We start from the raw sequence: 14,242 nt of genomic DNA, 5'->3' as shown, positions 1-14,242 counted from the left end.
AACGATAGAGAAGATAATTCGTAATTCTATTCTGTTTTGATTTAACAACTTATTCACACTGGATCGGCTTCGGAGCCGTTAGGATGTAAGAGAGGTAGGGCTTACGTCGTTTAGGTATATCAAACGACTCAAGGAATTGCCCGCGGCTGTTTATTATCTGCAAACAACGTTCAAGATATAAATATATTACTTGTGATGTTGCAAGTTACAGAGTTGCCTTTATCCGATTAAGGCAATATCAGAGGGATCGCTAACGGGATGATTAGCCCCTCTACAAGGTAAAAACACCTCAAAAGTGCTGACTTTTGAGGTGTTTTTTTATGTTCTGGGTGAATGCAGTTCGTATCTCTCTCTGTTTCGCAGTCGATTTCCATTTTATTTTCAAAATCTCTACTTTTATTTTCAAATTTCGCATTATATTTTCAATTCCACCGATTTTACTTTCAAATCTAAGAATTTATTTTCAAAACCGGTATTCCCTCGCAAATTCACACAATCCATCAACTGCTCTCCTTCAGCTGACTATGAAACAAACCATGATAGAACCCTTTCTGCTTGAGAAGCTCATCATGAGAGCCCCGTTCAATGATTCTTCCTTGATCAAGGACCAGGATTTGATCAGCCTGTCGGATGGTATTGAGACGGTGGGCCACCACTACGCTCGTTCTTCCCATCATTAATCGTTTAAGAGCTTCCTGAATCTTCAGCTCTGTAATCGTATCGATGCTGCTCGTGGCTTCATCAAGTATAAGAATGGAAGGATTTGAAAGGATCGCTCTTGCAATCGACAATAATTGTTTTTGCCCCTGGCTGATTCCACTGCCATCATGTCTTAATAAAGTAGCGTAGCCCTCTGGCATTTTTTCAATGAAGGAATGGGCATTGGCCAATTTAGCCGCTTCCCTTATTTCTTCATCGCCCGCATCGAGTCTGCCGTAGCGGATATTGTCTGCAATCGTTCCTTGAAACAAGAAGCTATCCTGCAGGACAAATCCCATCTGCTGACGAAGACTCTTTCGTTTAATGCTTTGGATGTTCTGGTCATCTATCTCAATGGTGCCATCATTCAGTTCATAGAAACGGGACAGTAGATTGGTAATCGTCGTTTTACCTGCTCCTGTCGGTCCGACCAATGCAACGGTTTCACCCGGTGTTATGGTGAAGGATACATCCTGAAGCGTTTGATCCCCTTTTTCATACGAGAAGGATACATGCTGAAATTCCACTTTCCCTTCAACGGAATCGATCTCCACGGCATCACCTTCATCCTTGGCCTCTTCCTCTTCGTCTAAAATTTGAAATACTCTCTCTGCACCGGCAATGGCAGATAATAACGTGTTATATTGGTTCGCTAGCTCATTCAACGGACGGGTGAATTGACGGGCATATTCAGCAAAGATCACAATCACTCCAATGGTTATCATGCCATTTAATGCGAAGACCCCTCCGACTCCGGCAATGACGGCAAAACTTAAATTGTTCAACACATTCATAAGCTTCGGAATAAACCCGGAATAGGTATCGGCCCAATACGCGGCCGTTCTCAACCGCTGATTTTTTTCTCCAAAGTCCTTTATGGCAGTGTCCTCACGGGAAAAGGTTTTAATAATACTATGACCTGAAATCGTCTCTTCTATATATCCGTTTAACTCACCGATATTTTGTTGATATTGTTTAAACAAACGTCCTGTCCTTTTCGTAATCCACTTCATACCGAGAACCATCAGAGGTACGATGGTCAACGTGATCAACGTTAGCAACGGACTTAGCAAGAGCATGATCGAGACAGTCCCCACCAACGTCAGGACACTGGAAATGATTTGAATGAACGAGCTATTCAATGTGGCACTCACATTATCAATATCATTTGTCACTCTGCTCATTAACTCCCCATGTTTCCGTTTATCAAAGAATGGGATCGATAGTTGATGCAATTGATGAAAAAGGTCCTTCCGCAAGCGGTAGACCGTATCCTGAGCCACACCGATCATCCAATAATTCTGGAACCATACGGAAAGGGAATGGAAGATGTACACGGCTATTAAACCTAAAACAAGCTCAATCAATCCGGAAGTCTCTTTCGTTACAATGTATTCATCAATCGCTTTCCCTACAAGGAAAGGTCCCAGAAGAGCTGCTGCTGAACTAATGAACACCATTAAAATCACGAGGTACAGGATCACTTTCATTTCGGAAAGGTAGTCCCAAAGACGACGCAGCGTCCCTCTTGCATCTTTCGCTTTATCGTTTTCCCCCAGTTTCTTTCGCATATGCCTAGACATGATGTATTTCCTCCTCTCCGAATTGAGATTGAAAAATCGCCTGATAGAGGGAGGAATCTTCTAATAGGGATGTATGGGTCCCTTCTCCGATTAACACTCCATCTTCAAGGAGCAGAATCGTATCAGATTCCATGGCCGTACTTATTTTCTGTGTAATGATCATCGTCGTACATTCGTATTGCTTCAGAGCTTGGAGTAATTTCGATTCTGTTTTCAAATCCAAAGCACTCGTGCTATCGTCCAGTAATAAAATCTTTGGTTTTCGAATGAGTGCTCTCGCAATCGACAGACGCTGTTTCTGTCCTCCTGAAAGATTGACCCCTTTTTGACCGAGAACTGTGTCATATCCATGAGGAAGATTCAGGATGGTCTCATGGATCTGGGCATCCTTTGCGGCTTGGATCATTTCTTCCCTGGTTGCATCTTCTTTTCCCCAGAGGAGGTTTTCGGATACGGATCCAGAAAACAATACCGCTTCCTGGGGCACGTACCCAATATTTTTCCTTACATGAGCCAAAGGGATGGACCGTATGCATTGACCATCCAGTTCAACAGACCCTTCCGTCGCATCGTACAGGCGGGGAATGAGTTGGAACAGTGATGTTTTGCCGGATCCCGTTGCTCCGAGGATCGAAACCGTTTCGCCAGCCTCCACTTTAAACGATACACCCTCAAGCACCTTGCCGCGGGTTGAAGGGTATTGAAACGACACATCTTTGAATGTAATCTCTCCGTTCACCACAGTGTTTTCCAGTCTGGCACCTTCTCCGTCTTTTAGATCTACCTCTGTTTGGAGAACTTCTTCTACCCGCCCGGCAGAAGCCCTTGCTCTTGAAAAACTTGTAATGATAAATGAGAAAATTGAAAAAACAGAAGAGATTCTCGTAACATAGGTGACGATCGCTACGACTTCTCCAACATTCGCCCCACCTGAGGCAACATCTATACTTCCGAACCACAAAACGGATAAGAGGGCAAGATTCATCACGAGCATCAGAAGAGGCATGATAATTTCCATGAAACGAAGAGCCCGGACAGTCCGATCCTTCAAATCTTCATTTGCACCATGAAATCGGCCTTCTTCATATTTGCTTCGTGTATAAGCTTTAATTAACCTCATCCCGGAGAGGTTTTCCTTCATGACCTCGTTTACTTTGTCGAGACGGGATTGAACTCTTTCAAAAAGGCTCCATCCACGTTTCAGGACCCATATCAGGAACATCCATAAAACCGGAATCACGATTAATAAAATAAGGGCCAGACGGACATTGACGATAAGTGCCATGATCGCTGATCCGACAACAAGCAGCGGGGCTCTTAGCATAATACGTAAGCTCATGAAGATGGTATTCTGCAGCTGCCTTACGTCATTGGTCATCCTGGTGATCAAGGATGACGTCGGAAGCTTATGAAAGCTTGCAAAGGAAAATGACTGAACCTTTTTATATAAGCTTTCCCGTACATCATAGCCAAATCCCTGACTCGTATGAGCGGCGAAAAATGAATTCGTCACGCCTGAAATAAACGCGAGGAGAGACATCCCCACCATGATGAAGCCCCATTTCATCACCACGTCCAAGTCTCCATTCATAATGCCTTCATCAATAATCCGTGCCATAAACAGCGGATTTAATAATTCAACAGCAAGCTCTACCAGCATTAAACTCCAGGCAACCGCCATGGCAACACGGTAAGGCTTTAAAAAACGTATGACCTTCAAATGAACACCCCTCTTACATTAAACTTCCATTATGTATATATATGTATCATCATATCGTTTTTTTATACCGGGTGGTAGTTGGAAGTGTTCATGCAGAAGCTGAAGGTCATTTCCGTAGGATTTATCGAATCCACCATTATCCCCTAACAAAAACCACACGATCTAAAAGAATCGTGTGGTTTTTACACTTATTGATTAAAAGGTGGTGTATCTGTACCACCATTATTAGGTCTGTTCTTTTCTTCTTCAATTTTCCGATCGAGTTTAGATAGATATTTTTGTGCAAAGTCCTTTCCACCCAGACCAAAGGCCAAACCGAAGGCTAGTGCCAGTCCACCCAGAATCAGCATGAATGCAATATTGACGATGGAATCTGCTACTTTTAATTGATCCAAGGCCATAAAGAAGCTCAAGGCAATGATTGCATATTTCGTGATGGTCGAAAGTACTTGGAAGTTATCACTCAATACATTGGATATGATGCTCTTGACCAAGTTACCTAAGTATAAGCCTGCCCCAAGAATGACGATGGCTGCCAATACATGTGGTAAATACGCAAGGACACCCGTTGCCAGAGCGACCAGGAATTCCAATCGCACAATTTCCAGGGCTTCTACAACAAATAGGAAAACAATGATAATTTGAACCACTCTACCTACAAGCCCTGATAGATTCATATAGGATGAGCCCGTTGGTTCATACGGATTCTTATTGACGTTCATACGTCCAATACCCATATTACGTAATAGAGAATTGAATCCTACCCGGTTCAATAAACGGGCAACCATGGCTCCAACCCATTTACCAACCCAGATTCCTGCAAGAATGAGTAGAATTGCAATCGCAATATTCGGAAGCATCACAAGGACCTGATTCAGCATGTTAATCGCCGGTTCTGAAATCCCGCGAATGTCCAGCTGATCCAATGCAGAAATGGTAACCGGAATCATAATGAGCACGAATATGATCGTACCAATGACCGATGAAACCGTTGTTCCTTGAAAGAGCTTGCCAATGCCGAATCGTTCAGCGACTCTCTCTGTTCCAATCGCCTGTAAAAAGTTCGTGACGATATCCCGGACGATTTTGGCTACAAACCAGCCAACAAGGAGAATGATAGCTGCGGCAAACAGTTTAGGAATAAACCCTAGGAAGTTTTGGAGCATTTCCGTGAAAGGCCCTGAAACCCCTGTGATATTAAGAGCTGCTAACACTCCCGGTAAGAATATGAGAAGCACGAGATAGAATACAATTCTAGCAGCCGTATAGACGTATCGATGGACATCATTTTCATCTTTTGCTAATTTAGATCTTACCAGCGTGCTTTTAACTGCAGGTCTCGTACCCAGTTTCTCAATCAATACCTTCAGTACAGATGCAACAATCCATGCAAATAATAGAATGAGTGCTGCTTTTAATACATTCGGAATCGCTGCCGCCATCGTACTCAACATACCGACTAAAGGTGAAGCAATGAAGTTCAAGTCAAGCATATTGAAGAAGGCAATAAACACAAACACAAGCAGAATAAAGTACACAATTTTACTAATGACTTTCTCCGATGTCCATTTCCGTTCTCCGTTCCTGCTGCCAAAATAAAGGTTATCATCGATCTTCACCCGTTTTAAAATTCCGTAAACGGCTTTTTCAACAGCCTTAGCAATGATCCATCCGATCAAAAACACTAATAGAGCTAATAACAGATCAGGAAGCTTCCCTAAGTACCCGTACCATTCTTGCGTTATATCATTGTTCATTCGATGTTCTCCCTTCAATTATGGAAATTGTATAATGCTAATAGTTATCTACCCAAAGATTTTTTTTCAAAACCTGACAAAAAAAGATAGTCTATTTGATTCACCAAGGAGTCTTAAGTAATAGAAAACCCTTAAGGCAAAGCGCCTTAAGGGTTTTCATCACGGGAGGTCAATCGCGTTTTCTTTAATGAAATCATCTAAAGAGTAAGCAGTCACTCTCTTATGTGATACTGTATACAGCTGATCATCAATATATAGGAGTCTTTGAATCTGGTCTTCCCACTGTTCGTAATATTCTTTGTGTTTGTTTTCTTCTTCTGTGAGCTGAGACTTTAAGACGATTCCTTTTTCAGGTGTGATTTCATACAGGATTGCGCCTTGATAGTCAAAATCCAGTTCATGCCGGCTTCCTTCTTTTTCATGATAAACAGAAATGGGAAAGCCATATAGATTTCGTGAAGGTTCATGAAGCAGTGCTTTGTGATCGTCCAACAAATATGAGTGAGTACCCTGTCCCCCTATTATTTCAGTATCCGTCTCCTTTGGCTGCTGAAAGTCTGTAATATCGAATAATGAGATCTTCATTCCTTGTCGAACGATTCTGGGTTCCTCATTGGTTGCTTTGTCATCGTGCACCACTTTCGTATCAAACCCAAACCCGATGAGGTGATGTTCGTCAATGGGGTGAAGATAGGTGCTAAAACCCGGAATCTTCAGCTCCCCCAGAACCTTTGGAGCTTTCGGATCTGCCGTATCGATGACAAAAAGGGGATCGACTTGTTTAAAGGTCACCATATATGCCTTATCTCCCATAAACCTGACAGAATAGATTTGTTCTCCCCTGGCTAAATCCGTTACTTCCCCAACATTCTTCATGTTTTCATCCAAAATATAGAGAGCATTGGATGAAGGGGAGTCACTGTTCCACACCTCCCCTTTTGTCGTTGCAATCCGAAAGTAACCTTTATGTTCATCCATGGAAAATTGATTTAACACCCTTCCTTCTACCTGACCTGATGAAGCATATTCAATCTTTCCATCACTTACGGAAAATTTATAAATCTCCGTGTTTGAAGAGGTCCATTTTTTCATAGCATCTTCATTGTATTTTTCTACAGCCACATAAAGATTATTTTTAGACATATACACTTTATCGCCGCTTCCAAGATAGGATTGAACGTTTAGAGAAGCCTTTGGATCTTCCATATTCATTCCCGTCAATAAGGTATAGTTTGGGGACTGGGACTGTGGAAAGTACTTAATATCTTCTATTGGAAGTGGTGTCGTTTCACCACCTGTTAAACTATCTTTCACACGGGGTCTCAGATCAGGATTCCCCCCCTGTTCAAGCATCCAGTAGTTTGGATACAGATTCGAAATCAAATATACAGTGGAATCAATCTTCCTGGACGTTACATATTGACCTTCAAGCTCAACATGCCTGAGAAGGGATGGTTTGGCTTTGTCCGAGATATCATAAAGAAGCGCAACGGTCGTTCCGTCTACAGGCATAGTGGAAGCAATTGACTCTTGTTTACCCTCTTGAAAATGGACAGGCGACCAGCTATTCCCGATGACGAGCAGCTTATCCTTCTGTAGAAACAGATGATGCGGCTGCATATTTTCTTTATAGCTGGTAGAGGATACCACTTTCATTTCTTTCACAGGATTTGCCTTTGTAATCAGCAGCCTGCGGTCGGTTAATTGGTAAATATAGCTTCCATCGGTCTTCACGATATCCCCTTCGTCAACTCCTTTAACCTGATTATTCGTTTCAGAAAAATTGGATTCCGATTGAGACGACTCCCCAGCTGCACTATCTTCCGATGATTTGGACTCCATATTCCCTTCTCTTCCGAACAGAGAAAACTCCGTATCTTCCTTATTTTTCTTTAACATTCGTTTAAAATAGTTCGTTAGTTCTTCCTTGGATTGAATACTGGGTAGTTTAGAGGTGACAGAAAAGGGTATTTCTGTATCTCCATCATAAGAAAAACCCCATTTGGTTTTCACTTTAGGAGAAATATGAAGTGTATACTGGTGTGGATCAGAAGGATATCCTTCTGGCGGTGCTTGAATTTGCAGTGTCTTTCGATTTTCATCCACCTTCAAGGAGACATTGATCCTCTCTCCATTGGAGTCTTCTACATAAATGTTCTGGGGCGTCACCGTTTCCTTATTCAGGGCCGTTGAAAATTGCAGATTCCATGAGTTATTCTCCATCACGAGAAGGTCGCCCTCCATCTTCCCCTCGGCCTTCACGACAGGTCTTTGACTATACACAAACGTTCCAAGTGCCACCAGCAACATAATACCAGCAATGATGAGCAGATACGATTTCTTACTCATGCTATGACCCTCCTATATGTTCTATTTGTTGATTAGACGTCAGGAGAGAGAAAATGTTACATGGGGTGTGAGTTTGCAGGGGATTCATTACGCCCGACTTTGTTCCTATTCTCTGCTGAAGCCAATAAAAAAAGACCCCACAAAAGTAAGGTCCGTCCCTCTATCTCATTCGCCTTGCACTTACGTTCAGCCGAGCGTTTCGGATGACTTGGTTGATGACTTCTGAGAAGATGAGTCCGATGGCGATGGAGCCTGAAATCATAAAAGCTTTAGCTGCCAGGTTGATGGCGGCATTGTAATCGTTTTGAACAAAATTTCTCATGGCATCGTACGCCAGTCCTCCAGGTACAAGAGGTATAATGCCGGCTACAGAGAAGATGATGACCGGGGTTTTATACATTTTCGCAAACACCTGACTGATCACGGCCACGACAAAGGATGCAAGTAACGTCGCAAGTACCGCATCGGCGTCGTTTAAACTCATTACTATGTAGATGATCCAGCCTAACATTCCAACAATTCCGCATTTGAAAAGGGACTGCTTTGGAGCATTGAAGATAATCCCGAATGCAGCAGCGGAGATGAAGCTGGTCACTAATTGTTCTATGATGAGCATTCCCTTTTCACCTCATTCTTTTTTCCTAATACTAAACAAAGTCACCCTACGTCAGAGTGAAAACTACGGCAATACCCGTCCCGATGGCAAACGCCGTTAAAAAAGCTTCTGCTCCCTTCGATAAACCCGACACCAAATGCCCTGCCATTAAGTCCCGGACGGCATTGGTAATGAGGAGCCCGGGAACCAGAGGCATCACTGATCCAATAATAATCTTATCCAGCTCCTGTCCGACTCCAAGCTGGACGAACCCATAGGAAAGCATTCCGATAATAAAGGAAGCGAGAAACTCGGCGAAGAATTTAATGGGCACAAGTCGATGAAAATAGATCAGGCTCGTAAACCCGACTCCACCAGCGAAAAGCGCAGGAATGAAGTCATTCCACATTCCCTGGAACATGATGAGAAAACATCCGCTTGCAATCGAAGCGGCCAATACCTGAATCACAAAGGAGTAAGAAAGATCAGATTGATCAAGCTTTTCCAAAGCATTGTATGCTTCTTCAAGGGTGAGATGCCCCTTACTGATTTGCCTTGAAATACTATTCACTAGGGTTACTTTTTCAAGATCGGTAGACCGTTCGTTTATTCGAATAAGCTTCGTTTTCGTTGGTTCAGACGTTTCAATCGAGAAGATGATCCCTGTTGGTGTAACATAGCTGTGAGATTCTGAAATCCCATAAGAAGCGGCGATCCGCATCATCGTATCCTCTACGCGATACGTTTCTGCACCACTTTGCAGCATGATCTTACCCGCCAGCAAACTTACCTCCATAATGTCATATCTTCTTATCATTTTTGCTTCCAATATAGATCTCTCCACACGTGCTATTTTTTGAATAGGTCTAGTTTATAGGAAAGAATGGGTGTAAGCAATGAGGAAGGGGATGATTTTACGAAGATTTAATCTGCGTAGAGGGTTTTAGGATTGAGTTTTTTTGTAACTTGACGAAAATTTTTCAGTCTCCGAATCTTTACTAATCATCCTTCTATTCCCTTTTCTCTTCCTTTTAAAGAGAATGTACAAAACAGTTACCAGCACAAATCCTGTTAGAACCAACAGTTGATATTCTTCTACCAACCCCAAGATCACTTCTCTATCACCATCATAGAACTTGCCTATACTTAAGAAAAAAAAGGTAGACGGAGCTATCCCAAGCATAGTAAGGAGAGAATACACTTTCAAATCCATTTTTGCCATGCCTGCCATGAAGGGGATGATATTTCCTAAATGAAGGGGACTTGCAATTGCTACGCTCCAGATTCCGTAACGGTTGAACTTTTCCTGAGCTTCTTTGAGCTTCTTCCGTTTTTCAGGTTTCAACCTTGCCTCAAGCTTCGCACCTAATTTTGAACTGATAAAATAAGGAATATAGCTACCCGCTGTATAAAGAAAGCTTCCTATTAGAGAAAGCACTCCTATCTCCATCCACGTTAATTCTAAAATAAATCCCATTGTTACGATGAAAAAAGTGCCCACAAAAGGGAAAGCACTTCCTTCAATAAATAGAGAAAGCAATACACCCCATATCCCCCACTCTGCCGAATAATTTGCCATGATTTCTTCCATCGAGGTCACTCCTATATGAACGAATAACTTAAGTATAAAAAAATCACCAACATGCAAACAGAAGCCGTAGAAGTAAATACTTCTAAGACCTGGGATGTATTTTCATAGAAAAAAGACCAGCCTCTTTATAGTGACCGGTCCAAATAACTTAGGATGCCTTTCGGTTGCTTTCTTGAGGAGATACCCTTACTTTGATCAATCTTGGCACTGTGTTGAGTACGATCAGCAGAGCGATTGAACAAAGAAGAGCTGAGCCCAACATGGTGATTCCGTTTGCTGCTAATGAAAAAAGTAGCGGCGACATGCCTTTTGGCGCATATTCTGCAAAGAAGACATATCCTGCGATGAAGTGCCAAAAATATCGACCCAGACTACCTAAAAACGTAGCAGCCACTACCCACATGACCGCTCTAGTTCGACGGTTACTTCTTACTGAGGATTGGATCTTACCGGAAAAGAATCCGGCAAGACCGATAAAGGCAAAGGCGATGAAATATTCAATTACCATTTGCACTGGAGTCGCAATCCAAGCGTCACCCAAGGCAATCTGCAATAGGCCCCATACAAATCCAGCCAGTATACCAGCCTTCCATCCTCTTCGATATGACAATAGAAAAATAGGAACCATTGCTATCGAAATGGAGATACTGGGTGATAGCTTAATAGAAGGAAGCATATCAAGGATAACGGCGAATGCCGCCATCAATGAGGCTTCAAGTAAAACGACAAGACGCATGTTTTTCATAAAAGAATCCCCCTTGTAAGATGAAACGAAACCATAAGGGGGCTGAATGTAAAAGGAAAAATAAGCCATGCTGCTTACTATCCACATCCCTACGCTAGTACTAACTAACAGGTTCAGAGGGTCAGAACAGATTGTTCACTCTCAGCTTTCGCTCCCCTTGTGGTAACGTTTATAAAGTTGTTTGGTTTTATTATACATGAAGAATGAAATGATAAAAGATAGAGAGGTTCACTCTTTAACTTCGCTATTGATTAAGGTGACTCATTAAGAGGATCGTGAAGTATGATGACGGGCATTGACTTAGGGGTAACCATGAATCCATAGACTTTTCCGTCCTTGTCCTTATACGCTACAGAATAATCTCCAAACTGGGGTGAGAATTCGACGTTCTGGTATTCGAGGTCCAGATCTTGATACTTCAGGCTGATATACAGGTTAGTGGCAATTCTTGCTGTCAAGTGTTGTACACTGGAAATCCGGTTGGCTACTATTATGAGGATGATTGCTAAACCAAGTAACATGACTTTCTTTGTCCTGGACAATCTGATCATTCATCAAGCCCCCTTTTATTTCTTCATGACTACTATACTCGTATACTCTCTATTATATACCTATTCACCGAACCATGACAAAAGAGCTACTTTTTTAGCAGCTCTTTTTCATTGTCTATAATCCCCAACTTAAAACAGCTCTCGATTTTTAATTTTCACAGTATTAAACAACCGTTTAATACTGTAAACTTTGACAAACCAACAACTTTCACGCTTAATCAAACGTTTGTTTAGTTGTCTAACATCTTCACCAGACGGGACATTTGGGTATGTAACTCATCGATTGGAACGAATCGGGCCTTCCTGAACATTTCTTTTCCATCTACAAATACGATGACCACCGGCACAGTAAAGATAGAGAACCCACCAGCTATTTCCGGTATTTCCCCTGCATCGGCATGAATGGACTTTACATCTTGAAACTCTTCCAGCACCCCTTTCACTTGGGGCAGTAGAGCGTGACAAACAGAGCAATTGGGTCTGGATATGTATAGTAACACCATCTTTTCTCCTGCCAGAGTAGCATTGATAGTTTCTAAAGAATGAACTTCTTCCATATCTAACCGTCTCCCTTCTTTCATTACACACACTAGTAATATGTATACCCACCTATTCAAAGGTTTACTAATAGGAACCCGCGGGAAAAGATAAACGAAGACAAAATAATTTGAAAAATGGAGGAGATTGAATTGAAACCGACTGTTAAGGAATTTTATGACGATAAGGAATTAATTACAGAAGTTGAAAAGCTTTCTTCTCAAGGTATCGACAAACACAATCTTTATGTATTATCCCATGATGATGACCGGACGGACAGAGTCGCTGATCGGGCTGACGCCAATGAGATCGGTGTTAAGGAAACAGGCATCGGGACTGCAGTAGGGAACATGATTCTGAATAAAGGCGACGAACTCCGAAACAAGCTGATGGAAGTTGGATTTTCCCACGCAGAAGCGGATCAGTACGAAGGAAAGCTCGATGAAGGAAAGATATTATTGATTGTTAAGAACTGACCTTATAGAACAATGACTTAGGATGATTCCCCGGAATCATCCTTTTTTGTCTTGAAAAACATATAGCTTCCCGTTTGCTGGTCTTCTAAACTTAGGGCCATTAAACCCTCGTTTAATCAGCTCTTTTCTCATAAACATCATAATCCCGCCATGCCCAACAATGAGAACGTCCTCACCCTCATGTATGATCGCTTCGACAATCCTGTTGATTCTTTTAAGGATTTCATTCTTACTTTCAGGCTGAGAACGATGATTAAACCACCAGGCTACCCGGATCATAAACAAATGTAAAAACAGAGGAAGCTTTCTCTTGTAATTGAATAAGGGAGATAGTCTGATTTCACGTAGTTCCTTCAACGATACGATATCCCCGGCATAGACTTTTCGAGCAGTTACTTCTGCCCTGGTTAAGTCACTTGCGTAGCACTTCTTCCATTCAATATCATGAAGATCAACCTCATTCTCTTCTACATCAGACTCATCGTACTCTTCTACCCACTTCATTAGTTCTTCGGATGTTACAAATCTTTCAGGGTATCCTCTTTTTACTTTAAAATGCCTTACGAGACCAATCTTCACATTTTCACCCCCTTCACTACCATTATACTATTTTTGGAAATAAAAAAAGCATGCGACCTAAGTCGCATGCTTACTTTTATTAACCCAACGATACGTCCAGAATCATCATTACAACAAATCCCAACATGAGTCCCAATGTGGCCAAGTCTGTACTTCCAGAGGATTGAGACTCTGGGATCAGCTCTTCCACTACTACGAAAATCATTGCCCCTGCAGCAAAAGCAAGTGCGTAAGGAAGCAATGGCTGCACTAATAGGACAGCAGCTGCACCAACTACGGCAGCAATGGGCTCAACGATAGCTGAAAGCTGACCATAGTTGAAGGACCTCAGACGTGACATCCCTTCTCCGCGCAATGGAATAGAAAGGGCCGCCCCTTCAGGCATATTCTGAATACCAATTCCGATCGCGAGCCCGATCGCCCCTACCAATGTTGCGTCACCAAGTCCCATTGACGCTGCCCCAAAAGCCACACCGATGGCTAAACCTTCGGGAATGTTATGAAGGGTAATCGCAAGAAATAGTAAGGTTGATTTTTTAAATTTAGTCGGAGGTCCCTCCGCTTTTTCTGCTGAGTTCCCTAAGTGTAAATGAGGTACGACAAAATCTAATAGTCGAATGAAAAGGCCGCCAAGCAAAAAACCGATTGCAGGAGCGAGCCACGGAATCTGACCGTTTTGTTCACTGAACTCTATTGATGGAGCAAGAAGTGACCAAAACGATGCTGCTATCATGACACCTGCAGCAAACCCAAGCATCATGTTCAGAGTATGCTTTTCTATTTTGGTAAAGAAAAAAACCGTCGCGGCCCCCAGTGCGGTTAATCCCCATGTCAATGTACCGCCAAAAAGTGCCTGGACGGCTGGGTTGAATCCACTTAACCAATCTAAGAACATAACCGACCCTCTCCTCCGATCAAAAATTTTAATACCACCATTTTGCATCAAGGAAACTTTCTTTGTCAAAGGAAATGTCATCTTTACCATGCTTTATCACTTTTCTATATATATGTTATTCATCTCAGTTTGTGTTTGTATCATTCTTTTTACTCCCAAACCTGG

General features: G+C 42.3%; 13 protein-coding genes and 1 riboswitch. Of the genes, 1 reads left to right on the top strand and 12 read right to left on the bottom strand.

Going from position 1 to position 14,242, the window contains the following annotated elements; genetic code table 11:
* Nucleotides 1-500 precede the first annotated feature (500 nt).
* The 10 genes from AAEM60_RS02145 to AAEM60_RS02100 all read right to left on the bottom strand — a co-directional run bounded on the left by AAEM60_RS02145 (nt 501) and on the right by AAEM60_RS02100 (nt 12,147).
* Nucleotides 501-2,282, bottom strand: coding sequence for an ABC transporter ATP-binding protein (locus tag AAEM60_RS02145; protein ID WP_341357292.1), 1,782 nt, complete (start codon nt 2,280-2,282; stop codon nt 501-503).
* Nucleotides 2,275-3,963, bottom strand: a complete 1,689-nt coding sequence (locus AAEM60_RS02140; protein ID WP_341357961.1) for an ABC transporter ATP-binding protein — start codon at nt 3,961-3,963, stop codon at nt 2,275-2,277. Before AAEM60_RS02140 ends, AAEM60_RS02145 begins: the two co-directional genes overlap by 8 nt.
* 227 nt (nt 3,964-4,190) lie before the next feature.
* On the bottom strand, nt 4,191-5,759 hold the full coding sequence (locus AAEM60_RS02135; protein WP_341357291.1) for a mechanosensitive ion channel: 1,569 nt from the start codon (nt 5,757-5,759) through the stop codon (nt 4,191-4,193).
* A gap of 159 nt (nt 5,760-5,918) precedes the next feature.
* Entirely contained in the window at nt 5,919-8,108 is a 2,190-nt protein-coding gene (locus AAEM60_RS02130) for a beta-propeller domain-containing protein (RefSeq protein WP_341357290.1), read from the bottom strand.
* Between the two features lie 160 nt (nt 8,109-8,268).
* Complete coding sequence (locus tag AAEM60_RS02125; RefSeq protein WP_299741374.1) at nt 8,269-8,724, bottom strand: threonine/serine exporter family protein; 456 nt, start codon at nt 8,722-8,724, stop codon at nt 8,269-8,271.
* 46 nt (nt 8,725-8,770) lie between these two features.
* On the bottom strand, nt 8,771-9,520 hold the full coding sequence (locus AAEM60_RS02120) for a threonine/serine exporter family protein (protein WP_044339230.1): 750 nt from the start codon (nt 9,518-9,520) through the stop codon (nt 8,771-8,773).
* 126 nt (nt 9,521-9,646) lie between these two features.
* Entirely contained in the window at nt 9,647-10,294 is a 648-nt protein-coding gene (locus AAEM60_RS02115) for a VTT domain-containing protein (protein WP_299741373.1), read from the bottom strand.
* Nucleotides 10,295-10,442: 148 nt separating this feature from the next.
* The gene (thiT, locus tag AAEM60_RS02110) at nt 10,443-11,039 is read right to left on the bottom strand and encodes an energy-coupled thiamine transporter ThiT (RefSeq protein WP_299741372.1); all 597 of its coding nucleotides are present in this window, start codon (nt 11,037-11,039) and stop codon (nt 10,443-10,445) included.
* 69 nt (nt 11,040-11,108) lie between these two features.
* Nucleotides 11,109-11,207: riboswitch (TPP riboswitch) on the bottom strand.
* Between the two features lie 83 nt (nt 11,208-11,290).
* Complete coding sequence (locus AAEM60_RS02105) at nt 11,291-11,590, bottom strand: hypothetical protein (protein ID WP_299741371.1); 300 nt, start codon at nt 11,588-11,590, stop codon at nt 11,291-11,293.
* A gap of 230 nt (nt 11,591-11,820) precedes the next feature.
* Nucleotides 11,821-12,147, bottom strand: a complete 327-nt coding sequence (locus tag AAEM60_RS02100) for a thioredoxin family protein (protein WP_299741370.1) — start codon at nt 12,145-12,147, stop codon at nt 11,821-11,823.
* Nucleotides 12,148-12,279: 132 nt separating this feature from the next.
* Between AAEM60_RS02100 and AAEM60_RS02095 the strand changes: the two genes are divergently transcribed.
* A complete protein-coding gene (locus tag AAEM60_RS02095; RefSeq protein WP_299741369.1) occupies nt 12,280-12,603 on the top strand; it encodes a general stress protein in 324 nt (107 codons plus the stop codon).
* A 36-nt stretch (nt 12,604-12,639) separates the two neighbouring features.
* Here the strand turns inward: AAEM60_RS02095 and AAEM60_RS02090 are convergent, their stop codons facing one another.
* Nucleotides 12,640-13,182: a histidine phosphatase family protein gene (locus AAEM60_RS02090; RefSeq protein ID WP_299741368.1), complete on the bottom strand. Its 543-nt coding sequence runs from the start codon at nt 13,180-13,182 to the stop codon at nt 12,640-12,642.
* 79 nt (nt 13,183-13,261) lie between these two features.
* Nucleotides 13,262-14,077, bottom strand: coding sequence for a ZIP family metal transporter (locus tag AAEM60_RS02085; protein ID WP_299741367.1), 816 nt, complete (start codon nt 14,075-14,077; stop codon nt 13,262-13,264).
* Nucleotides 14,078-14,242: the final 165 nt, after the last annotated feature.

Origin of the sequence: Rossellomorea sp. y25 (assembly GCF_038049935.1) — a bacterium.
Taxonomy (GTDB): domain Bacteria; phylum Bacillota; class Bacilli; order Bacillales; family Bacillaceae_B; genus Rossellomorea.
This window is presented reverse-complemented; position numbering and strand designations above follow the sequence as displayed.